General features: G+C 33.1%; 20 protein-coding genes. 13 read left to right on the forward strand and 7 right to left on the reverse strand.

Annotated elements, in window-relative coordinates; genetic code table 11:
- Positions 1 to 63: 63 nt before the first annotated feature.
- The 3 genes from alaS (at position 64) to ABJM36_RS02325 (ending at position 4,842) form a co-directional block, all read left to right on the forward strand.
- Positions 64 to 2,679 carry an alanine--tRNA ligase gene (gene alaS, locus ABJM36_RS02315; RefSeq protein ID WP_348448760.1) on the forward strand — a complete coding sequence of 872 codons (2,616 nt, stop codon included), beginning with the start codon at positions 64 to 66 and terminating at the stop codon, positions 2,677 to 2,679.
- 128 nt (positions 2,680 to 2,807) lie between these two features.
- Complete coding sequence (locus tag ABJM36_RS02320; protein WP_348448762.1) at positions 2,808 to 3,752, forward strand: GSCFA domain-containing protein; 945 nt, start codon at positions 2,808 to 2,810, stop codon at positions 3,750 to 3,752.
- Positions 3,753 to 4,227: 475 nt separating this feature from the next.
- Positions 4,228 to 4,842, forward strand: a complete 615-nt coding sequence (locus ABJM36_RS02325; protein ID WP_348448764.1) for a DUF4230 domain-containing protein — start codon at positions 4,228 to 4,230, stop codon at positions 4,840 to 4,842.
- On the opposite strand, the gene ABJM36_RS02330 is transcribed toward ABJM36_RS02325, so the two are convergent.
- A complete protein-coding gene (locus tag ABJM36_RS02330; RefSeq protein ID WP_348448766.1) occupies positions 4,837 to 5,103 on the reverse strand; it encodes a rhodanese-like domain-containing protein in 267 nt (88 codons plus the stop codon). The two genes, ABJM36_RS02325 and ABJM36_RS02330, sit on opposite strands and share 6 nt — an antisense overlap.
- A 150-nt stretch (positions 5,104 to 5,253) precedes the next feature.
- Here ABJM36_RS02330 and ABJM36_RS02335 point away from each other — a divergent pair, with 150 nt between their 5' ends.
- The 3 genes from ABJM36_RS02335 to ABJM36_RS02345 all read left to right on the forward strand — a co-directional run bounded on the left by ABJM36_RS02335 (position 5,254) and on the right by ABJM36_RS02345 (position 8,286).
- The gene (locus ABJM36_RS02335; protein ID WP_348448768.1) at positions 5,254 to 6,003 is read left to right on the forward strand and encodes an enoyl-CoA hydratase/isomerase family protein; all 750 of its coding nucleotides are present in this window, start codon (positions 5,254 to 5,256) and stop codon (positions 6,001 to 6,003) included.
- Positions 6,004 to 6,188: 185 nt separating this feature from the next.
- The gene (locus ABJM36_RS02340) at positions 6,189 to 6,437 is read left to right on the forward strand and encodes a hypothetical protein (protein ID WP_348448770.1); all 249 of its coding nucleotides are present in this window, start codon (positions 6,189 to 6,191) and stop codon (positions 6,435 to 6,437) included.
- Between the two features lie 388 nt (positions 6,438 to 6,825).
- The gene (locus ABJM36_RS02345) at positions 6,826 to 8,286 is read left to right on the forward strand and encodes a potassium/proton antiporter (protein ID WP_348448772.1); all 1,461 of its coding nucleotides are present in this window, start codon (positions 6,826 to 6,828) and stop codon (positions 8,284 to 8,286) included.
- Between the two features lie 40 nt (positions 8,287 to 8,326).
- Here the strand turns inward: ABJM36_RS02345 and ABJM36_RS02350 are convergent, their stop codons facing one another.
- The 3 genes from ABJM36_RS02350 to ABJM36_RS02360 form a co-directional block, all read right to left on the reverse strand.
- Positions 8,327 to 10,087 carry an aromatic amino acid hydroxylase gene (locus ABJM36_RS02350; RefSeq protein ID WP_348448774.1) on the reverse strand — a complete coding sequence of 587 codons (1,761 nt, stop codon included), beginning with the start codon at positions 10,085 to 10,087 and terminating at the stop codon, positions 8,327 to 8,329.
- A 195-nt stretch (positions 10,088 to 10,282) separates the two neighbouring features.
- Positions 10,283 to 10,840: a DUF4136 domain-containing protein gene (locus ABJM36_RS02355; RefSeq protein ID WP_348448776.1), complete on the reverse strand. Its 558-nt coding sequence runs from the start codon at positions 10,838 to 10,840 to the stop codon at positions 10,283 to 10,285.
- Positions 10,841 to 10,955: 115 nt separating this feature from the next.
- Positions 10,956 to 11,120, reverse strand: coding sequence for a DUF5522 domain-containing protein (locus ABJM36_RS02360; RefSeq protein WP_348448778.1), 165 nt, complete (start codon positions 11,118 to 11,120; stop codon positions 10,956 to 10,958).
- A 148-nt stretch (positions 11,121 to 11,268) separates the two neighbouring features.
- Here ABJM36_RS02360 and ABJM36_RS02365 point away from each other — a divergent pair, with 148 nt between their 5' ends.
- Genes ABJM36_RS02365 through ABJM36_RS02385 form a run of 5 tightly spaced genes read left to right on the forward strand, consistent with a single transcriptional unit; the run spans position 11,269 to position 15,091 of the window.
- On the forward strand, positions 11,269 to 11,607 hold the full coding sequence (locus ABJM36_RS02365; protein WP_348448780.1) for a hypothetical protein: 339 nt from the start codon (positions 11,269 to 11,271) through the stop codon (positions 11,605 to 11,607).
- Entirely contained in the window at positions 11,597 to 12,505 is a 909-nt protein-coding gene (locus ABJM36_RS02370) for a pyridoxal-phosphate dependent enzyme (RefSeq protein ID WP_348448782.1), read from the forward strand. The genes ABJM36_RS02365 and ABJM36_RS02370 overlap by 11 nt, the downstream gene beginning before the upstream one ends.
- A 4-nt stretch (positions 12,506 to 12,509) precedes the next feature.
- Positions 12,510 to 13,301, forward strand: a complete 792-nt coding sequence (locus ABJM36_RS02375; RefSeq protein ID WP_348448784.1) for a glucosaminidase domain-containing protein — start codon at positions 12,510 to 12,512, stop codon at positions 13,299 to 13,301.
- Between the two features lie 5 nt (positions 13,302 to 13,306).
- Positions 13,307 to 14,593, forward strand: a complete 1,287-nt coding sequence (hemL, locus tag ABJM36_RS02380; RefSeq protein WP_348448786.1) for a glutamate-1-semialdehyde 2,1-aminomutase — start codon at positions 13,307 to 13,309, stop codon at positions 14,591 to 14,593.
- A 15-nt stretch (positions 14,594 to 14,608) separates the two neighbouring features.
- Complete coding sequence (locus tag ABJM36_RS02385; protein ID WP_348448788.1) at positions 14,609 to 15,091, forward strand: SRPBCC family protein; 483 nt, start codon at positions 14,609 to 14,611, stop codon at positions 15,089 to 15,091.
- An 89-nt stretch (positions 15,092 to 15,180) separates the two neighbouring features.
- Here the strand turns inward: ABJM36_RS02385 and ABJM36_RS02390 are convergent, their stop codons facing one another.
- Together ABJM36_RS02390 and ABJM36_RS02395 are read right to left on the reverse strand one after the other, a co-directional pair.
- Entirely contained in the window at positions 15,181 to 15,675 is a 495-nt protein-coding gene (locus tag ABJM36_RS02390; RefSeq protein WP_348448790.1) for a hypothetical protein, read from the reverse strand.
- 327 nt (positions 15,676 to 16,002) lie between these two features.
- Complete coding sequence (locus tag ABJM36_RS02395; protein ID WP_348448792.1) at positions 16,003 to 17,220, reverse strand: hypothetical protein; 1,218 nt, start codon at positions 17,218 to 17,220, stop codon at positions 16,003 to 16,005.
- A 120-nt stretch (positions 17,221 to 17,340) separates the two neighbouring features.
- On the opposite strand from ABJM36_RS02395, the gene ABJM36_RS02400 reads away from it, so the two are divergent.
- Both ABJM36_RS02400 and ABJM36_RS02405 read left to right on the forward strand, forming a co-directional pair.
- Positions 17,341 to 18,219, forward strand: coding sequence for an alpha/beta fold hydrolase (locus ABJM36_RS02400; protein WP_348448794.1), 879 nt, complete (start codon positions 17,341 to 17,343; stop codon positions 18,217 to 18,219).
- Positions 18,179 to 19,003, forward strand: coding sequence for an alpha/beta hydrolase (locus tag ABJM36_RS02405; RefSeq protein ID WP_348448796.1), 825 nt, complete (start codon positions 18,179 to 18,181; stop codon positions 19,001 to 19,003). Before ABJM36_RS02400 ends, ABJM36_RS02405 begins: the two co-directional genes overlap by 41 nt.
- 1 nt (position 19,004) lies before the next feature.
- On the opposite strand, the gene ABJM36_RS02410 is transcribed toward ABJM36_RS02405, so the two are convergent.
- On the reverse strand, positions 19,005 to 21,473 hold the full coding sequence (locus ABJM36_RS02410; protein WP_348448798.1) for a hypothetical protein: 2,469 nt from the start codon (positions 21,471 to 21,473) through the stop codon (positions 19,005 to 19,007).
- Between the last annotated feature and the right edge of the window lie 322 nt (positions 21,474 to 21,795).

A 21,795-nucleotide genomic window follows, 5' to 3' on the forward strand; every position in this document is an offset into this window, starting at 1 on the left:
AAATATAGAAAATTGTTTTTATTAAAAATAAATTAATAAAAACAAGATGCATAATAAGGATAAATGAAGTCACAAGAAGTTAGATCAAAGTTTTTAAGTTTTTTCGAAGAAAAGAAACATGGCATAGTGCCATCGGCACCAATGGTATTAAAGGACGACCCAACATTAATGTTTGTTAATGCTGGTATGGTACCTTTTAAGGAGTATTTTTTAGGTAACGGAAAACCTAAAAACAACCGTCTTACAGATTCGCAGAAATGTTTAAGAGTTTCTGGTAAACATAACGATTTAGAGGAAGTAGGTTACGATACCTACCACCATACATTGTTTGAAATGTTAGGGAATTGGAGTTTTGGCGATTACTTTAAAAAAGAAGCAATTGCTTGGGCTTGGGAGTTGTTAACAGAGGTTTTTGGTATTGATAAAGATATTTTATATGTAACGGTGTTTGAAGGAAGTGATGATGCCGATAATTTAGAAATGGATACCGAGGCTTATGATATTTGGAAACAATACATATCTGAAGATCGTATTTTAAAAGGGAACAAAAAGGATAATTTTTGGGAAATGGGCGATCAAGGACCATGTGGACCTTGTAGTGAAATTCATGTAGATATTCGTTCGGCTGAAGAAAAAGCAAAAGTTTCTGGTAAAGATTTGGTAAATGAAGACCATCCTCAAGTTGTCGAAATATGGAACCTAGTATTCATGCAATACAACCGAAAGGCTAATGGAACTCTTGAGAACTTACCAAATAAGCATATTGATACTGGTATGGGATTCGAGCGTTTATGTATGGTGCTTCAAGGTGTTCAATCTAATTACGATACCGATGTATTTACACCAATTATTCGCGAAATTGAAACCATAACGGATAAGGTATACGGAAAAAATGAAAAAGTAGATATTGCTATTCGCGTTATTTCCGATCACGTTCGTGCTGTTGCATTTTCAATAGCCGATGGGCAGCTTCCAAGTAATACGGGTGCAGGTTACGTTATAAGACGTATTTTACGTCGTGCCGTACGTTACGGATTTACTTTTTTAGATAAAAAAGAACCATTTTTATTTAGATTGGTAGATGTTTTAAGTAACCAAATGGGAAAAGCATTCCCGGAAATAAAAGCACAAAAGCAATTAATAGAGAATGTTATTAAGGAAGAAGAACAATCGTTTTTAAGAACATTAGATCAAGGATTGGTTTTATTAAACCGTATTGTAGAGGAAACAAAAGGCGATACAGTTTCGGGTGAAAAAGCATTCGAATTATACGATACTTATGGTTTTCCTATAGATTTATCTGCGTTAATTCTTTCTGAAAAAGGAATGAAGCTTGATGAAAAAGGTTTTAACGAGGAGTTACAAAAACAAAAAGATCGTTCTCGTGCAGCAAGCGAAATGTCTACAGACGATTGGACCATTCTTGTTGAAGATGCCGAAGAGGAATTTATTGGTTATGATGTATTAGAAGCTAATGTAAAACTAACTAGATATAGAAAAGTAACCTCTAAAAAGGATGGAGATATGTATCAGTTGGTTTTCAATTTAACACCTTTTTATCCAGAAGGTGGCGGTCAAATTGGCGATCAAGGTTATTTGGAAGATACACGTGGTGATGTAGTATATATTTTAGATACCAAAAAGGAAAATAATGTTATTATTCATTTTTCTAAAAATTTACCTAACCACCTTAACGAAACCTTTAAAGCTGTAGTTAGCAATGAGCACAGAGAATTGTCTTCTTGCAACCATACTGCAACGCATTTATTGCATCAAGCATTAAGAGCTGTTTTAGGAACACATGTAGAACAAAAAGGGTCTTTAGTAAAACCTAAATCTTTACGATTTGATTTTTCTCATTTCTCAAAAGTTACTGCAGAGCAACTTAAAGAAATTGAAGAGTTTGTTAATGCTAGAATTGAAGGTAAACTACCATTAGTGGAACATAGAAAAGTGCCCATGGAGCAAGCTATTGAAGATGGAGCCATGGCCTTGTTTGGAGAAAAATATGGCGATACGGTAAGAACCATACGTTTTGGGCAATCTATAGAACTTTGTGGAGGTATACATGTTAAGAATACTGCCGATATTTGGCATTTTAAAATAGTATCAGAAGGTGCTGTTGCTGCAGGGATTAGACGAATTGAAGCCATAACAAATAAGGCTGTTAGAGAATTTTATCAGGATAATAATAGAGCGTATTCCGATATGAAAGCGCTTTTAAATAACGCTAAAGAGCCAGTTAAGGCACTGCAGAGCTTACAAGACGAAAACACAAGTCTTAAAAAGCAAATTGAAACGTTATTAAAGGATAAAGCTAAAAATATTAAAGGCGAACTTAAAAGTGAGTTAGAAGCTATTAACGGTATTCAATTTTTGGCTAAAAAGCTAGATTTAGATGCTGGTGGGATAAGGGACGTCGCTTTCGATCTAGGGAGTCAGTTTGATAATTTATTTTTATTGTTCGCAACCGAACAAAATGGAAAGGCTTTACTGTCTTGTTACATATCTAAAGAGTTGGTGGCAAGTAAAGGTTTAAATGCAGGACAAGTTGTTAGAGAATTAGGTAAATATATCCAAGGCGGTGGCGGCGGCCAACCCTTTTTCGCTACTGCAGGAGGTAAAAAGCCTGATGGTATAGAAGAGGCTTTACATAATGCAAAAAAATACATAGAATAAAAGTGGTATACAGAGATACGCTGAGTATTTACAGAGTTAATGTCTATGTAATGCTTTGCGTATTTTCTTTCCATTGGCCTATATAGAAAAAGTAGTTTTATTTATTATTAGTGAAATTCGTGTCTGAAATGCAACTACAAACCAAAATACCATTAGAACCAAAGTCTGAAAATCAAATAGACTACAACTCTAATGTTTTATTGTTTGGTTCATGTTTTTCAGAAAATATTGGGGAGAAGTTAAATTATTTTCAAATTAAAAATACTCAAAACCCCTTAGGTATATTATTTCATCCTAAGGCTATTGAAACCTTAATTTTAAAGTCACTTACAGATTTTGTGTATTCCCAAGACGACGTGTTTTTTCATAACGAACAATGGCATTGTTTCGATGCGCACTCAAAACTAAGTCAGTCTTCAAAAGGAAGTTTAATTCATCATTTAAATTCCCAAATTGCTGTAACAGCTTCAAATTTAAAAAAAGCATCTCATGTTGTTATAACCTTGGGTACAGCCTGGGTTTATACTAGTGTTGAAACAGATAAGATTGTAGCAAACTGCCATAAAGTTCCTCAAAAACTATTTAAAAAAGAACTATTATCTGTAGAAGAGATTATAGCTTCATTAAAACGCATATTAAGTTCAATTAAACGTGTTAACCCTTATGTTTCAGTAATTTTTACCGTGTCACCAGTGCGACATATTAAGGATGGATTTGTAGAAAATACCCAAAGTAAGGCGCACTTAATTACGGCCATCCATCAAGTGTTAGGGAATCAATCTTTTTACTTTCCATCTTTTGAAATTATGATGGACGAGCTTCGCGACTATCGTTTTTATAAAGCAGATATGATTCACCCAAGTCCAATAGCGGTTAATTATATATGGGAAAAATTTAAGGAGGTTTGGGTTTCAGAAGCGTCTTTTAAAACCATGGAGGCGGTAAACGTTATTCAAAAAGGACTTCAGCATAAACCATTTAATGAAAAATCTGAGGCGCATCAAAAATTCCTTCAAAATTTAAATACAAAAATTAATGCACTTAAAGCATTATATCCTCAAATGCAATTTTAAGCATGCCATTTGTCTGGGGATTTTTATTAGATGTACATGTTTTAATTGGTTTGCGTAAATTTCCTACTTTTAAAAAATCGTATTTTTTAACCCTGGATATCAGTCTGTTGTGATTAGCCATTTTTTGGAACACTTAATCGAAAATTTAATGAAGATGAATTAATAAATTGTAGATTCATTTTGCTATTAATCAAATCACATCAAAAAGCACCAATATTTTAATCAGTTATCTGGTTGAGTGTAGGTGTTTTTTTTATGCCTTGAGTTTTCTATATAGAGTGTTTTTAATTTAATGATTCTTTAACCTTAGGGTAATCTAAAAAAGGCTTTTGTCGGGTATATTTGCAGTGTTAATTTAGTTAAGTAAAAATGCATTGGTTTGGACTTCTTATGTCGAAGGAAACTGATGTTTTTTTTTGCTCAAAAATTAACTTCTTACCCACTTATAGTATTGAAATTATTTCTAAATTAGTACATGCGAAAAATTCTATTCGGTGTTATTATTACTTTAATCGTGATCTTTACTTTTAAATATTGTGGAGATCAGAAAGAAGATAACATAGTGCTTCAAGAAAGTTCTGTTCTCATTCAAGAGCAAATAAAAAACGTGGGTAAACTTGTTGTAACCGAAGGGCATTTTAGCGAAGTTTTTAATTACACCAAATCGAAAGATATTTTAGGTGATTTGTTTTCGGTGGAAAAAAAAGCTTTGGTTGTTGTAAATGCAGATGTAACTATTGCTTACGATTTAAGTAAAATTGAATTTGAAGTGAATCAAACCAATAAAATACTTACCATTTTAAGTATTCCAGAAGAAGAAGTGAAAATTAATCCAGATTTGGAATATTATGATGTCCAGGCCGATTACTTAAATCCTTTCGAGGCCAAGGATTATAACGATATTAAAAATACAGTAAACGCACTATTAACAAAAAAAATTGAAGCCTCAGATTTAAAAGCAAACGCCAAAAACCGATTACTTAGCGAACTATCAAAATTTTATATCCTTACAAATTCTTTAGGTTGGACCTTAATATATAATGAACAACCCGTGCATTCTATAAGTGATTTTCAAAATATAAGACTATAGCTTATTTCTAAGGCTTGTCCAACCACCACCATTTATAGCTTCAATACCACTACTTTTTAAAATAGATGCAGCATTTCCAGATCGCATACCACTTGCGCAACATGTTATTACTGGTTTTTTTAATTTTTTTATTTCAGAAACTTTAGTGTTAATAGTTTGTAACGGAATGTTTTTAGACCCGGGAATGGCACCTTGATTATATTCGTTAACTGTTCTTACATCTATAATTATCGCACCTCTTGTTATAAAATCGTTTATCATATTGTTCTTTTTACCAAATAGAAAATTGAATAAGCCCATAGTTTATTTTTACTGCAAATAACCTTAATTATTCTTAAAGTTTAAGTAACATGAGTTGCATAAGGTTGCATTAAAAAATTATGTATATTCAGCTTTTAAAATTAAAAATATATGGAAGCTTACGTTTCGCTTACAATTACAAATAATGTTGGTTATATAGAGTTTTATCATCCTAATAGAAACTCCATGCCTTCTGCTGTGTTATCAAAGCTAGAGCAAACTCTTTTAGATGCTGGAAGTAACGACGAGGTAAAAGTTATTGTTTTAAAAAGTGGTGGAGACAGAACCTTCTGTGCAGGTGCCAGTTTTAATGAAGTTATAGCTATTGATAACGAAGTTAGCGGAAAACAATTTTTCTTAGGCTTTGCAAATATAATTAATGCTATGCGTAAGTGTCCTAAATTAATTATAGGGCGTGTGCAAGGTAAAACTGTAGGGGGCGGTGTTGGTTTAGCAGCGGCAACCGATTATTGTTTGGCTACAAAATTTGCCTCCATTCGCTTAAGTGAACTTAGTATAGGCATAGGGCCTTTTGTAATAGAACCAGCAGTGTCTAGAAAAATAGGGGTAAACGCTATGTCGCAAATGGCTATTGATGCAGAAACCTTTTTTACTGTTGAATTTGCAAAAGAAAAAGGCTTGTATGCTGAAGTGTTTGAAACCACTGAGGATTTAGATAGGGCTGTTGAAACTTTGGCTGAAAAGTTAGCGAGTTATAATCCGGAAGCCGTAAAAGAAATGAAAAAAGTATTTTGGAAAGGCACTGAAGATTGGGATGCTCTACTTGGCGAACGTGCCGAAATGAGCGGAAAATTAGTGTTAAGTAAATTTACTAAAAATACCTTGAAAAGGTTTAGGTAAATTGTGTGTGTATTCACTTTTCTTAAGTGTGTTATCGTATTTTTCCTATAAAAAATAATTATCTTTACCGGATTGCAGAAACGGAATATTTATGTTATCCTAATTTGTTTATGGGATAGTGTTTATTAAAGTTTCGTTGTAGTTTAGGTAGAAGAAAGCATAAAACACATTTCGCTGAAAAATAAATGGATAAAGCATATTATGCTGAGAAAGGATTATTTGTTGGAATTACTTCGGTGGCTTGTGCGTTTTATTTTTTTGCGCCAACTATTTTCACCTTTAAAAGTTCGCTAATTGAAATTAACGGAGAAATAAGTGAATTAAATACTTATTATAGCCGTGTAGAGAGTTATAGAGGTTCAAGTAGTATTAAGTCTGAACTACAATTTACACTGAATTCGATACAAAGTATATATGTCCTTAAAAAAATATAGGGCAAAGTAGTTTTTATGAAAGGTTTGAGAATTTAGAAAGTCAATTAAAAAAAAATCAGGAAGTGCTAGTGTTTGGATAAAACATAGCCAAAAAGATGAATATAAACCGACCGTTTTTCAAATTGCTGATTGGAATAGAAATATAATTTATGATTTTGAAGAATCGAAATCCCAATCAAGATACGGGTTCTTAATTTCTTTCGCTTTAGGAATTTTTGGAATTGGATTATGGGTGAGACATAAATACTTGAAAAAGCCCGATGGGAGGAAGTCTAAAAGTAATAGCTTTTTTTAACCTTAAAAATATCCGGAATGGATTTTAAGAGTTTTACTGATTTTTACGGCGAAAATAAGCGTCTTTGCTCAAAAGAAATAAGAAAATAAAATAATGAACTTAACAATTGAAAATATATTATTAGTTGGCTCCTTATTACTGCTTGTAAGTATTTTAGCAGGTAAGACAACCTACAAATTTGGTGTTCCCACCTTATTACTTTTCTTGGTAATAGGGATGTTAGCAGGTTCAGATGGCATAGGTGGTATCCGTTTTGATAACCCAAAACTCGCGCAATTTATAGGTATTGTATCCCTTAATTTTATCTTGTTTTCAGGTGGACTAGATACCAATTGGAAAGATGTTAAACCCATTCTCAAAGAGGGTGTGGTGTTATCAACATTAGGGGTTTTGTTAACAGCAATTTCTCTAGGGACTTTTGTATGGTTTGTTACCGACTTTACTATTTATGAGAGTTTACTGCTAGGGTCGATTGTATCTTCAACAGATGCTGCAGCGGTCTTTTCAATTTTACGTTCAAAAAGTATTGCACTAAAAACGAACCTAAGACCAACTTTAGAGTTAGAAAGTGGAAGTAACGACCCAATGGCGTATGTACTTACGCTTGCGTTTTTAACTTTAGTAATACATCAAGACCAAAGTTTTGTTTCTATAATTCCATTGTTTTTACAGCAAATGGTTTTGGGAGGTATAGCAGGTATTGCCTTTGGGGTGTCCAGTAAATATATTATCAATAAAATAAAACTTGATTTTGAAGGGCTTTACCCTGTATTAGTCATCACACTAATGTTTATAACATTTTCAGCTACCGATTTTGTGGGTGGAAACGGGTTTCTCTCCATTTACATTTGTGCTGTTTATTTAGGTAACCAGGACCTAATACATAAAAAAACCATTTTAAAAATGTTTGATGGTTTAGCGTGGCTTATGCAAATTGTTCTATTCCTTACATTAGGGCTGCTTGTTTTTCCTTCTCAAATTATTCCATATATGGGCATTGGTCTTCTAATTTCGGTGTTCTTAATTGTTATTGCGCGACCTATAGGGGTGTTTATTAGTCTTGTGTTTTTCAAAATGAAGCTTAAACGACGATTTTATATTTCGTGGGTTGGCTTGCGCGGTGCTGTTCCAATTGTATTTGCAACGTATCCGCTTTTAGCCGGAATTGATAAAGCGAATATGATTTTTAATATCGTGTTTTTTATTTCGGTAAGCTCAATATTAATTCAAGGAACTACGTTATCTATCGTGGCAAAATGGTTAAATGTGGCATTACCTGAACAAGCAAAAAGATTAACAGCTACAGATTTACTCATGTCAGATAATCCCAAAGCTGAAATGAAAGAAATTTTAATAACTTCAGGTTGTTTTGCCGTAGATAAAAAAATTGTTGAATTAGGGTTTCCTAAAAATGCAATAATAGCCATGATTATTAGGGATAATAATTATATGACACCAAACGGAGCAACTGTAATTAAAGCGCACGACACTTTAATAGTTCTCGCAGATAAACCTAATGTTTTTGATGAAGTATATAAAGCCCTTGAAAAATAGAAAGTAAGTACAACCTTAAAAATCTTTTAAAGGAAATAAATTAACTCAATTGTTTAGAGTTATGAAGAATATCCAATCCATCATCAATCAAACGGCCTAATTCAGGTTTGTTTTGCTTAACCATTTCAAGGTGATGCAATATTTTTTTACATAATTCGGTTTCATTTCCTAGGTGTGCTAATTCATATAATTCGACTGCTAATAGCCAGTCATTAGGATGGTTTTCAATAAGTTGTTCCAAAACTTTAGTTCTAGAAATGGTAGTGTTAGTACCTTCTCGGTAATCGCGTACTTGTTCATATAGGGTTTCTAACGCCAATTGTGGTTTTGTTTTTTTAATATGAATTGTTTTTGATGTTGTTTTGTGGGTAATTAAGTCAAAGCTAATTAAATCGGCAGGTCCTGAAAATGCCGACACAATAGCTTTGCCAACAGCCATATCGTAAACACCCCATTCGGGTTTAAAAAGTATAGTATCGTTGTGAGAAACGGTGCAATTTTTAAAACTGATAAGAATGATTTTTCCTTGTAAATTACGTTTTCCGGTTATAATTTCTCCAGAAACTTGTATGCCACCTTCAAATTCTAATGTAACAACCTTTTCTTCATAAATATTATAAGCCGCTAAATCTCGAGGACTCATTTCTTCAATGGCCAGATTAATACCTTTTAGTTTTCCAATTGGAGAGCCAAATCCTTTGTGGTGTGTGCTAATGCCATGGCCAACTAACTCTTTATCACGATAAGCGAGAGCTGTTGGTCCTGTGGTTTGTATGTAACTGGGTTTACCATCGTGCTGTATCACTTGACTAAAAATACCAGAAATTTGTAATCCCGTACTTAACTCAATAGAGCCTAAGGCATTCGATTTTATTAATTTTTGCACGCCTTCTAAGCCGCCTTTACGCAGAGCCATTGTGTTTGCAAATTCCTCAAGAATTAAACTTAAGTGCGCAAAATTTGGTGTTACATAAAGTTGAGGTTGTGGTTTAGTTATGTCAAAATCTTTGTAGGTAGCATCAATGTTGTAGGGTAACTTTTTAACAGCGTTTGTCATACACCAAGCACTTTCTCCAATAGAAGATAGTAATCCTGCACCATAAATTTTTGGGTTTTCAATACTCCCAATTAAACCATATTCCACAGTCCACCAATGTAGGTTTCTAATTAATGCCATTTCACTAGGTTCGCCCATGTTGTTTTGTAAATGGTCAACTTTTTTTTCCGCGGAAGTGATCTCCTTATCCGTGGAATTAGGAGCTTCTTTTATAATAGATAAATGCCTTACCGCTTCGTAAAGTTCATAATCTTTAGCCGATGAAATAGCCTTACAGCCAATTTCGCCAAAACGCCTTAAATATTCGGCATATTCTGGGTTTGCAATAATAGGTGCGTGTCCTGCGCCTTCATGAATTATATCTGGTGCCGGTGTGTATTCAATATGTTCCAATTGCCTAATGTCGCTTGCAATCACAAGTACATTATAGGCTTGAAATTCCATGAAGGCATTTGGAGGTATAAAACCATCAACAGCAACTGCGGCCCAACCAATATCTTTTAAAATACGGTTCATACCATACATATTGGGAATATGATCAATAGAAATCCCAGTTTGTTTTAACCCTTCTAAATAGGATTTATGTGCCACTTTACTTAAAAAATCGACATTTTTACGCATAACATATCTCCAAACCGCTTGATTTATAGCTGAATAATCCTCGTAATTTTGAGGTTTAATAAACTGTTTTAAGTGTTTTGGTAATTTTTTAAGTATTTCGTTTGATTCAAATAAATCCGACATTGCTAAATTTTATATGTGAAACCATTATAAAAATACGAATAATTCATTAGTAATTGTGTTTTTTAAGTTTTCTTTCAACGGTGTTAGTTTTTGCAAAAAAAAATAGATTAATCTGTGAAACCTTCTAAAACAAAAAAGCAACCCTAACTGAGTTGCTTTTATAATGCGTATTGGAATTTTAAATTCCTAATTAAATTAGTTTTGTGCTCCAGGAGGATATTTTTCCATGATTTGAGAAACAAACTCTTTAATGCGTTCCTCTTTCTTATCCATATTTCTGCTTAAATAACCCGTACCCATGCCTTGCCAAACCAATTCTTTTTTGTTGGCATCGATAATATCTATATATAAATGACCTTGCGTGCTTGTAGATACCGATGGTTGATTCCAACCCCAACCCCATCCAGGACCAAAGCCACCATAACCACCCCAACCCCAACGGCCCATACCCCAAGAGTTGTTATAAACATCAACCCGTTGTTGCGATTTTGTAAATAAGCTAATTAAAACATCTGGGTTTTCAGATTTTGTAAAGCCTTTAGCTAAAAGTTCGGCTTCGATAGCACGAAGAATTCGACGTTTATCTAAATCGCTAATTTCTGCTTTATCAATACCTGTTTTAAAAAAGGCAAAAGTTTTGTAATCGCTAAAGGTTGCTTCTTTGTCATAATCGGCTGCTACTCTAACAGAGCTACAAGATGAAACCACTAATAGTAAAACTAAAACTGGTAAGGTTGTAAAAAGTTTTTTCATAGTACAATTTTTAAAGGTTATAGTAGCTGTAAACTGTTAATTTTCAGCTTTATTATTTGAATATCATGTTAATTAATAGTATCAATAATCATACCAAGTATTTGAGTTTTAGCAACTACTTTTTTGTAGAATTTGTTGCCTTGTTATAGCCGTAAGGGCAATGTCGACATCCGCTTTCGCAGCAATAGCCTCGTTTTAAGTGGTATTGTTCGGTAAAACAGCGATAGCCTTCGGGTGTCCAATAGAAATCGCCTTCTTCAATAGGGATTATTTTTTTCATTTGTAGCAAAGATAATGTAAATTGAAAAAGCTTAAACGCGTTGCATATTAAATGTTGTCGTATTTTATCAATTTAAGTTTAGTGATTTTCAATTTAAAAAATAATCATGAAATCACAATGTTGGAGTGGTTTTTGAACTGTAAATAATATGATATTTATTTCTAAATATTTAGTACCTAAAGGTTATACTGGAATGACAGTATATCCTTTTGTGTTTTTAAAATCTGCTGATTTAAAAACGAATTTGGTTTTAATTAATCATGAGAAAATTCATTTGAAACAGCAGGTCGAACTTTTAATTATTCCTTTTTATGTTTTTTATATACTTGAGTTTTTAATTCGTTTATTACAATATAGAAATTGGCAAAAAGCCTATAGGAATATTTCGTTTGAACGGGAAGCATATTGCAACCAGTTTAATTTAGAATATATTAGTGGACGTTCCATTTGGAGTTTTTTGAAGTATCTTCGCCATCATGATATTTAAGCTTGAAAATAGTATTAACCAGCCAATAAAACTGCCTAATAATAAGGTGGAACTTTATATGAAGCGCGAAGATGTAATACATCCGTTTGTTTCAGGAAATAAATACCGTAAATTAAAATACAATCTACTTGAAGCTAAAAAAGGCAACTACGATAGGCTATTAACTTTTGGTGGTGCGTTTTCAAATCATATCGCAGCGGTAGCTGCGGCAGGTAAAGGTTTTGGTTTAAAAACTATTGGTGTTATTCGTGGCGAGGAACTTGCTGATAAAGTTGTAGGCAATGCAACATTAAGTTATGCGGAAGCCAATGGTATGCGCTTTAAGTTTGTATCTCGTGAGACGTATAGAAAAAAAACAAGTCCAGAATTTTTAGAAGCTTTAAAAGAAGAATATGGTGCGTTTTATAAAGTTCCAGAAGGGGGCACTAACACTTTAGCTGTTAAAGGCTGCGAAGAAATTTTAACCCAAGAAGACGCCAATTTTGATTATATCTGCACAGCAGTTGGAACCGGAGGAACAATCGCGGGACTTATTAATTGTTTAAAACCTAGTCAACAAGTTTTAGGTTTTCCTGCATTAAAAGGCGACTTTTTAAAAGAAGATATTAGTAAATTTGCCAACAAGTCCAATTGGAAATTAATTACCGATTATCATTTTGGTGGTTATGCTAAAATTAATGAAGCTTTAGTGGTCTTTATTAATAAGTTTAAGCAAGATTACGGGGTTGCTTTAGATCCTGTTTATACCGGAAAAATGCTTTTTGGTATTTTCGATTTAATTGAAAAAGGATATTTTTCTGAGGGTTCAAAAATATTAGCTATTCATACAGGCGGTTTACAAGGAATTGAAGGTATGAATGCCGTTTTAAAAAAGAAAAATTTACCAATAATTATCTAGTGTAATGAATAGAATCATAGTAATTATATGTTTAGTAGGTGTGTTTTTTAGTTGTAAGTCTAAAAAAAGTATTGTTACTAAAAAGCCGAATACCACAACAAAAGACGTTCGTAAAACAACTGAAACTTCAAGTAATAGAAGTACTAAAGTGTATGCTAGTAATACCGAACGTTATGTTGATGTGCATAGAGAAACAGCACAACAAGAAATGAGTTTATATGGTATTCCTGCTAGTATCACTTTAGCTCAAGGAATTTTGGAATCTGGATCTGGAAGTGGCCGTTTGGCTGTAGAGGCAAATAACCATTTTGGCATTAAATGCCACGGTTGGACAGGGCAAAAAATTTATCATGACGATGATGCAGCGCAGGAGTGTTTCAGAAAATATAAGGATGCCAAATATTCTTTTAGAGACCACTCGTTGTTTTTAACTGAAAGATCGCGCTACTCAAAACTATTTAAATTAAAACAAGAAGATTATAAAGGTTGGGCCAAAGGATTACGAGCTGCAGGTTATGCTACCGATCCTAAATATCCGCAGAAACTTATTAGTTTAATAGAACGTTACAAATTATATGAGTTTGATAAGGAAGTTCTTGGCGACAAGTATATTACTTATAAAAGTGCTGTGGTAGAAGACCGAACAACATATACAGTTACAAAAGGCGATACTTTGTATTCCATTTCTAGACGCTATAATATTTCGGTAAAAGAACTTCAAAATTTAAACGGTTTACGTGATTCTGCTATTAGTATAGGGCAGGAGTTAATTGTGAAACCATCAACAAAAAAATAATAATAATGATTTATAAGAGAAGCAGTGCGCTATTCGCGGAAGCAGAAAAAGTAATTCCAGGAGGTGTAAACTCGCCAGTTAGAGCCTTTAAAGGTGTTGGAGGAACACCCATTTTTGTAAAAGAAGCTAAAGGTCCGTATTTGTTTGATGAAGATGGAAACCGATTGGTGGATTATATAAATTCTTGGGGGCCTATGATTTTAGGTCATGCATTTGAGCCTGTGGTTAAAGCTGTTATAGAGAAAGCTAAAAAAGGAACCTCGTTTGGTATGCCAACCGAAATTGAAACACAAATTGCAGAATTGGCAGTGTCGATGGTACCTAATATAGATAAAATACGTTTTGTGAATTCTGGAACCGAGGCTTGTATGAGCGCCGTACGTTTGGCAAGAGGATATACAGGAAAAGATAAAATTATAAAGTTTGCCGGTTGTTATCATGGACATTCCGATTCGTTTTTAATTCAGGCAGGAAGTGGATTAAGTACGTTTGGAGTACCAAATAGTCCAGGGGTTACAAAAGGAACGGCCCAAGATACTTTGTTAGCACGTTATAATGATCTTGATAATGTAAAGGCTTTAGTTGAAGCTAATAAAAACGAAATCGCTTGTATAATTATTGAACCAGTAGCAGGAAATATGGGGTGTATTCCGCCGATAGATGGATTTTTACAAGGGTTAAGAGATTTATGTGATTCCAATAATATATTGTTGGTTTTTGATGAGGTTATGACTGGTTTTCGTTTAGCAAAAGGTGGTGCTCAAGAGTTATTTAATATAAGTGCAGATATTGTTTGTTTTGGAAAAGTAATTGGTGGAGGACTACCTGTTGGTGCTTTTGCAGCAAGAAACGAGATTATGAATTATTTGGCGCCTTTAGGTCCCGTGTATCAAGCAGGAACCTTAAGTGGTAATCCGTTGGCTATGGCTGCTGGGTTAGCCATGCTTACTGAGTTAAATACAGATACAGAGGTTTTTAAAAGATTAGAAGAAAAAACAAGGTATTTACACGACGGTATTGCCAAGGTTTTAAATGAAAATAAAATAACGCATACTATAAATAGAACTGGTTCTATGATTTCGGTGCATTTTGATGAGGCTACTGTTATTGATTTTGATACGGCAGCAAAAGGAAATAACGAAACCTTTAAAAAGTTCTTTCATGGCATGCTTAACGCTGGTGTCTATATTGCGCCTAGTGCTTTTGAAACATGGTTTATAACTGATGCATTAAGTTATGAGGATTTAGATTTTACTATTTCGGTTGTTAATGCAGTAGCGAAAACCTTATAATACTAGTGAAATAAAATGCCTATAATTGAACTTAAAACCGAAATAAAAGCATCAAAAGACATTGTTTTTGATCTTTCGCGAAGTATCGATTTACATAAAATTTCAACCAAGCAAACTTATGAAGAAGCTATAGCTGGAACAATAGGTGGTTTAATTGGCTTACATGAAAGTGTAACTTGGAGAGCAAAACACCTAGGGGTTTACCAGAACTTAACCTCTAAAATTACAGAATTTAATCGTCCTCATGTATTTGTGGATGAAATGCAAAAAGGTGCGTTTAAATCCTTTAAGCATGAGCATCATTTTACAGAATTAAACAATGGAAATACGTTAATGGTTGATGTTTTTGATTATGAGTCGCCATTTGGTGTTTTTGGAAAACTAGCAGATACATTATTTTTAAAAAAGTATATGACTAATTTACTAGTGGAGCGTAACCGAATAGTAAAAGAATTTGCTGAATCTGAAAAATGGAAAGCGGTATTATTAATGGATTAAACTGTTTTTGGTTTGGGAGTAAAACTTGGAATAAAAAAAAACGCATCTCAATTATTGAGATGCGTTTTTACATGAACCAAATTAACTAACTAAATTCTATCTTCACTAGGCCCTTTTTTCTTGTCTTTCTTTTTTCTTTCTCCATTTCTTTTGCCTTTATTTCCCATCCTTTCTTGAGATTTTTCCCATTTCGCATATTGCTCGTTGTTTAAAATGTCTTTCATTTTAGCCTTCTCTGCAATTTTTTGGTCTAATCTTGCATTTGCCATTGCTAAACGCTCTTTTTGAGTAGGTTTTTTAGCATCACCACTTTCCTTTTTAGCTTTATGATCTGCCATCATTTCTTTTCTTTTGTTGGCGTTCTCTAAATTTATTTTATAAATTTTAGCTTGTTGTGTATTGTTTAGGTCTAGAGCAAGGGTCATTTTTTTAGTTTGAAATGTTGCCATTTCTTCTGCAGAAAGGTTCATCATTCTTTCTCCTCTTTCTCCTCTTTCACCTCTGTTGTGTTTTTCGTTTTTGTCCTCTTGAGCTGAAACTTGTAATGCGAACAATGCTACAGCAACTAATATTAATTTTTTCATTTATTAATGTTTTTAAAGTTATTTGTCTTTTGGACTTTTAAAAATGAAAAGGGTTTAATCTAATGGTTGATTTTAACTACATATTAACAATGTAGGATACGTTTGGAGTTAGGTATATAGAACCTGAAAATATTTTTTTACAATTATAGGTTGACTTAAGACTAGATGCTTGTAACTGCAGACTTGCTCGCGTTTGGGGTTGTACTGGGTAGTCCACAGCGATCTCGATGGTTGATCGGGAGAAATCGGGAGAGCGAGGACTTGTAACCTTTCTACTTTGCTCTAGGTAGTCTCCAAGACTGACCTTTGTGCTAAGGCCTAAATAAATTATTTGGATATAGGGGCTGTTATGCTCACCCCTGTTTGAAAATCTGGAGCGTTGTTTACTCTTAAATCTTCTTTTACAAAGAGTGATAATTTATATTTTGGAGTGCCGTAGGTGTAAATAAAATTCCAACTTGCTAGTGGTTCATAAAGATTGTAAACGCCATTTTGCCAGCCGCCATTTATTTCACGCCATTTGCCAATTAGTTTATAATACTGGCTTTCTTCCTTTTTGTTATATGCCGATTGAGCGTGGTAATTTATTCCAAAAGCGTTGTAATTGCCCTTTTTGGTGTGTTTAGTAAGTTCTATTTCACCCTCGAATGTTGCTAGAAATGGACTGTTTCCTAAATCGATAACTTCTTTAAAGTTTACAATGTTTTTTGCCAAGGTGTTAATGCCTATGGCGAAGTTAAGCTCGTAATTGTTATTTAAGGCTAATTTTTTAATAAGGTTTGCAGAAATACCAGCATCCATGGAGGCGTTATATTTTGAGGTGTTCCAGCCTAAATGTGTTCCAAAATTTAAATAAATGTTTCTAGTTTTATTTATGGCTAATTTGGGGTAATAGTAATGTGAAAGCTCTAATCCACCAACAAAAAAATCGTTGTTATTAAGTTGTAATGTGTTGCCGTTGCGATCTAAATAGTTAAAGTTTACTTGGTTTAACCCGTAATAACGTCGGCCAAAGGGGTCTTCGCCACCTGCTACGTTACTATGAAACCACTCTATACTTTCATCGCTAGTAAATAATGAGAACGGATGTTTACCATTTGTAATTAAATAGGAACGCAGCGTTACACCCAATTCATGTTGTTTATTTATAGGAATAGTTGTGGTAACCCGAAACTCTTTAATTATAGCATCAACGACGATGTTTAAATAATCTGCAGGGGTTAGCTCTTGATCTATAAAAGTAAACTGACGATCGTGCCATTTAACTTGACTTAACTGTTCTCTAACTATAGGGTCTTTGGGAAAATAGGCTTCTACAAATGGGTGAAAATTATTTCCAGATGTATAGTTAATAGCTACGGTGGTTTTTTGCGGTGGAGCGTACTTAAAATTAGTGTTTAAACGTGAGCTAAATATGCCAAAGTGGTGGGTAGATAATATACTTGGATTCTCGATTCCGTTTTTAAAAGACAGGCTATCTTGTGCTTGTGCAGTTAGCTTATAGCTGCATAAACCAAGTAAAATAAATAAACTTTTTTTTAGCATTCGGCAAAAATAGGTAAACTTTAAATAATTATAGTTTTTGAATAAGTTATTTATAACGTGCCTTTTTTTTAATTAAATCAATTATCCCATTTATTGTATATTAGTATATAAACAAGCCGTATGTTTTATTGGTTACATATTCTAGTCATAGTTCTTATTGCTTATGTTGCAATAAGTGTAGCCTTGTATTATTTACAAGATTATATGTTATTTAAGCCTGAAAAGTTACATAAGGATTTTGAGTTTTATTATGAAAATCAAGATATAGAAGAGCATAATCTTGAAACTAGAGATGGTGCAACCATAAACGGTATTTTGTTTAAACCTAAAAGTGAATCTAAAGGGGTTGTTTTATACTTAAAAGGAAACTCTAAAAGTATAAAGGGCTGGGGTAAGTTTGCTGTAGATTTTACTAGACATGGTTATAATGTTTTGATGGTAGATTATCGTGGTTTTGGAAAAAGTACTGGCCGCCGCTCGCAAAAAGCAATTAAAAGAGATTTACAAGTTGTCTATAATAAAATTAAAAACCGCACCACCGAAGATAGAATTATCCTTTATGGCAGATCGTTAGGTTCAGGTTTTGCGGCAAAATTGGCATCTATGAATAATCCAAAAATGTTAATACTTGATGCGCCCTATTACAGTTTAACAAAGGTAACAGCTCGTTATGCGCCTTTTATGCCTTTATCTATTTTATTAAAATATCCGTTGCCAACCTATAAATGGTTAAAATATGTGAAATGTCCTATTCATATAATTCATGGTACTAATGATAAATTGATTCCTTATAAAACGAGTATTAAATTATCTAAAGTAAACCCTAAGCTAACTAAGTTACACACGGTAATTGGCGGCGGACATAAAAATTTGAATAATTTTGAATCGTATCATAAAATGATTTATGAGATATTAAATAGTAAACCTCAAGATATCGATTTATCAACTACAAGCATTCATGTTAAACACAGCTCGAAACCGAATAAAACAAAAACTTAAACAAATTGTAATTGTTGTAATTAGCTTTTATCTTATGGTTGGATCTTTATTGTACTTTATTCAAGAAAAAATGTTGTTTTTGCCAACGGTTTTAGAACAAGATTATAAGTTTCAAATGTCCTATCCTTTTAAAGAATTATTTTTTAAAACGGAAGAACATGCCTTTATAAATGCTATTCATTTTAAAATAGAAAAGCCTAAGGGGGTTGTGCTTTTTTTTCATGGAAATGCTGGTGATTTATCGCGTTGGGGAACTATAGCAGAATATTTTGTTGAAAAACAATATGATGTTTTGGTAATGGATTATAGAACTTATGGAAAAAGTAAAGGTACGCTTAGTGAGAAAGCACTTTATTTTGATGCACAATATTGTTATGATTTTTTGAAAACGGAGTACAGAGAAGAAGACATTACTATTTATGGTCGCTCTCTAGGAACGGGTTTAGCCACACATGTTGCTTCCAAAAACAACCCGAAACAAATTATTTTAGAAACCCCTTATTATAGTATTTTAGATGTAGCACAATCTAGGTTTCCAATGTTTCCAGTAAAATATTTTTTAAAATATAAACTATTTAGCTATCAGTTTATAGAAGCTGTAAATTGCCCCATTTTGATACTACACGGTACAAACGACCAAGTGGTGCCTTATGAATCCGCTAAAAAATTATATAAAGTTTCACCTAAAGAAAAAACCACCTTTATTACTTTTGATGGTGGTGGACATGGTAATTTAAGTAGTTTCGATAGGTATCATCAGCATATGGAAAAAATGCTTAAGTAATTTAGTCTACTTCTAAGGTAGACAAATGATACACCGGAATACCTGAATCTGTAAGACCTTCAATTTTTATGGCATAATTACTTTTCTTATCACTGGTAAAAAATGAAATTTTAGCCTTAATGTTGTTTTCATTGAGCACTATTTTGGGTTCCCAATGCAATGTGGTTCTCATATCAGCTTTCATGGCTTCGTCAAAACCATTTAAATGATCTGGTGCGTAAAACTCCCTAGCGGTATAGAAGCCTATGGATTCAAAATCAATAATTCCAGGTTTACGTTTTACATTTCTAACCGATATATTAATTCCTGTTCTAGAGTAAATGGCGACTACACCATTTCCGCCGTTATTAAAAGTAAAGGCCTCCGCGCCCGATAGCACGTCTATAAAATCGATATCGTTTCCAGTAAGATGAGTAAGGTCATCTAATTCAACTTGAAAACCATCTAAATAAACCGCTGGTGCTTGGTTTCGTATGTAGATTGAGTCGTTTACAGTAGTAACTCCAGGAAGCATGTTTAGTAAATTAAAGATGGATAGGTGACTTTGATTTTCAAGGCTTTTCATGTCTAGTCGTTTTGATGCATAGCCATAATCCGTTCTGTCATTTAGCTCTTGCTCTCTTTGTTCTTCTTCTGTTTCTCGTTGTGCTGTAATTACAATTTCATCTAATACTCTTGCCGATTTAGCAAATGCTGCATCAATTTGAAAGATGTTTTTTGCCTGTTTTAAAAAGCTATTTATTTTACTGCTGTCTTGTAATGTTGATTTTAAAATATCATTTCGCATAACCCTTGGGCTAGCCAAATTTTTGTTGGTTAAAGTAATGGAAACTAACCTGTTTTTTTTGTCATTATCAGATTTAAAATCTTTAACGCGAGCTTCTAAAAGTATAGGTAAGGTGTCATTAAAAATAAAAGGACCATAATTGAATATGCCTTTAACATCAGTTTGTTTTTTTTCTTGGTAAGGTAAGCTTCCCATAAAAGTAATTCTCGTAGTCGATTGTATAGGTTGTTTAGTGCCATTTAAACTACGTGTACTTCCAGAAATAAAAATACCTTTTTCGGGTGTATAACGTTTTTTTTCTTGGTGCTTATACAGTAAGTCATGCCAAGTAAAACGTCTCCAACCATGAGTAAGCATTAATACATCTAATAAATAACGCCGTTTTATATCGTTTTCCTTTTGAAAAAAATAACCTGGGTTTTCAATACTTCCTCTTATATCTGAATTTAGTAAAAGATATGTTTTAATGTTTTCGCTTTGGGCACTTTGTCCAATAGCATCAATATCGGTAATTGACATCGATAAATTTCCTGATAAGGGTTGTCCATTTTTATCACTTAAATCTATTTCCATAGAAACCTTGTCTCTGGTTTTAGGCGCTTCATTATCTAAAGTTAAATTTATGCTAGCCTCGTCAAGTTGGCTATCAACATAAACCAATCTTTCGCAAACCGGATTACCACTACTATTAAATAAGGTGAAGCTAACCACACCATCCTTTAAAGCTGCGGTGTTTATTTTTACATTATAATTAGTCTTGTCTTCAGTTTCTAGTCTTTCATAAATTAAATGTCCACGTTGATGCGCCACTAAAAAGGTGTTTTTTAAACCAACACCTGTGTTTGAAGTTGCTTGTACTAATATCTGATCGCCAGAATTTACCATACTTAGATTGTATCCATTTGGTAAGGCTGTTGGTAACGGGTATTTTACTTCTTCACCGTTAAAAATAATGCTGGCGTAATAGGTGTTATTGGCTTCAGGTTTTAAGGTTACAACACTTAATCCAAATTTAAATGTAGAAAAAGAGGTAACTATTTTATTATTTGAATCCTTTATAGTGCCTTTTAATTCACTATTTTGATACGCTTGGTCTTTAACCTTTATACCTACTTTTGTATTTAATCCATTTACTAAGTACCCACTTTCTGGATAAAAACCAATTTCGGGAGGAGAGATAGTACGTGTTTTAACAGTTTTAGTAGTGTTTGTTGTTACGCTAGAAATTTTGTTTTGAGAATGGTTTTCAGTAACATTCCATATTGGTATTTGAGTTTGGAAAAAATAATCTGCACTATCATTTCGCATATTATTAGTATAGGCTCTTAGCAGGTATGTTCCAGATTCCCATTCTTTTTTTATTTTGAAATCGCCCGCAACACTTACATCAGCAGTGAAAAGTTGTCGTTTAGATAAAATACTATCCTGTTCATTAACAAGTTCTACATAAAGAACGCGACTTATGTTAGATTTTTGATGCGTAATGCCGTTTACTAAATACGCGGTGTACCAAATATCATCTCCTGTGGTGTAATAAGGTTTATCGGTTTGAACATATATTTTTTCTGGATAATTATTAGCATAATTTTCTAATTTTCCTATAACAAGTTCTCTAAAGTTATTTGTTACCGCGAACCCTAGAAGTGTGCATAGTGTAACAACTACTGCAATTTTTTTAATCATACTAAATGTAATTAGTGATGTTCTTTTTCTTAACAATAAATATAGTAACTAAAGTCGTAGTAAATTGGTTTAGTATGAGACTTTATTACAATCGTTTAGTTTAAAAAGAAGCTTAGATATCTTAAAAAATTAACATACCGGTAAGTTAACTCTTAAATAAAAATTAAAATTGGTGAAACCACTGTTAAACATTTCTAAAAGCTACTAATAGAAAGGGGTTAATGTTAGATATTTGTCCTGAGTTTAGTTAATAGATTTAGTTTGGTTAGTTTAAAAAAGCCAGTAATTTTAAAAAATTACTGGCTTTTTTTATGATTTGTAT

Origin of the sequence: Algibacter sp., assembly GCF_039977455.1 — a bacterium.
Taxonomy (GTDB): Bacteria; Bacteroidota; Bacteroidia; order Flavobacteriales; family Flavobacteriaceae; genus Algibacter_B.

What these genes read in the sequence shown, in the direction of transcription:
- ABJM36_RS02410 (WP_348448798.1), bottom strand. Translation starts at nt 21,473, where the DNA reads ATGATTAAAAAAATTGCAGTAGTTGTTACACTATGCACACTTCTAGGG.
- ABJM36_RS02365 (WP_348448780.1), top strand. Translation starts at nt 11,269, where the DNA reads ATGATATTTATTTCTAAATATTTAGTACCTAAAGGTTATACTGGAATG.
- ABJM36_RS02375 (WP_348448784.1), top strand. Translation starts at nt 12,510, where the DNA reads ATGAATAGAATCATAGTAATTATATGTTTAGTAGGTGTGTTTTTTAGT.
- ABJM36_RS02335 (WP_348448768.1), top strand. Translation starts at nt 5,254, where the DNA reads ATGGAAGCTTACGTTTCGCTTACAATTACAAATAATGTTGGTTATATA.
- ABJM36_RS02360 (WP_348448778.1), bottom strand. Translation starts at nt 11,120, where the DNA reads ATGAAAAAAATAATCCCTATTGAAGAAGGCGATTTCTATTGGACACCC.
- ABJM36_RS02400 (WP_348448794.1), top strand. Translation starts at nt 17,341, where the DNA reads ATGTTTTATTGGTTACATATTCTAGTCATAGTTCTTATTGCTTATGTT.
- ABJM36_RS02355 (WP_348448776.1), bottom strand. Translation starts at nt 10,840, where the DNA reads ATGAAAAAACTTTTTACAACCTTACCAGTTTTAGTTTTACTATTAGTG.
- ABJM36_RS02390 (WP_348448790.1), bottom strand. Translation starts at nt 15,675, where the DNA reads ATGAAAAAATTAATATTAGTTGCTGTAGCATTGTTCGCATTACAAGTT.
- hemL (WP_348448786.1), top strand. Translation starts at nt 13,307, where the DNA reads ATGATTTATAAGAGAAGCAGTGCGCTATTCGCGGAAGCAGAAAAAGTA.
- ABJM36_RS02370 (WP_348448782.1), top strand. Translation starts at nt 11,597, where the DNA reads ATGATATTTAAGCTTGAAAATAGTATTAACCAGCCAATAAAACTGCCT.
- ABJM36_RS02340 (WP_348448770.1), top strand. Translation starts at nt 6,189, where the DNA reads ATGGATAAAGCATATTATGCTGAGAAAGGATTATTTGTTGGAATTACT.
- ABJM36_RS02345 (WP_348448772.1), top strand. Translation starts at nt 6,826, where the DNA reads ATGAACTTAACAATTGAAAATATATTATTAGTTGGCTCCTTATTACTG.
- alaS (WP_348448760.1), top strand. Translation starts at nt 64, where the DNA reads ATGAAGTCACAAGAAGTTAGATCAAAGTTTTTAAGTTTTTTCGAAGAA.
- ABJM36_RS02395 (WP_348448792.1), bottom strand. Translation starts at nt 17,220, where the DNA reads ATGCTAAAAAAAAGTTTATTTATTTTACTTGGTTTATGCAGCTATAAG.
- ABJM36_RS02405 (WP_348448796.1), top strand. Translation starts at nt 18,179, where the DNA reads ATGTTAAACACAGCTCGAAACCGAATAAAACAAAAACTTAAACAAATT.
- ABJM36_RS02320 (WP_348448762.1), top strand. Translation starts at nt 2,808, where the DNA reads ATGCAACTACAAACCAAAATACCATTAGAACCAAAGTCTGAAAATCAA.
- ABJM36_RS02385 (WP_348448788.1), top strand. Translation starts at nt 14,609, where the DNA reads ATGCCTATAATTGAACTTAAAACCGAAATAAAAGCATCAAAAGACATT.
- ABJM36_RS02325 (WP_348448764.1), top strand. Translation starts at nt 4,228, where the DNA reads ATGCGAAAAATTCTATTCGGTGTTATTATTACTTTAATCGTGATCTTT.
- ABJM36_RS02330 (WP_348448766.1), bottom strand. Translation starts at nt 5,103, where the DNA reads ATGATAAACGATTTTATAACAAGAGGTGCGATAATTATAGATGTAAGA.
- ABJM36_RS02350 (WP_348448774.1), bottom strand. Translation starts at nt 10,087, where the DNA reads ATGTCGGATTTATTTGAATCAAACGAAATACTTAAAAAATTACCAAAA.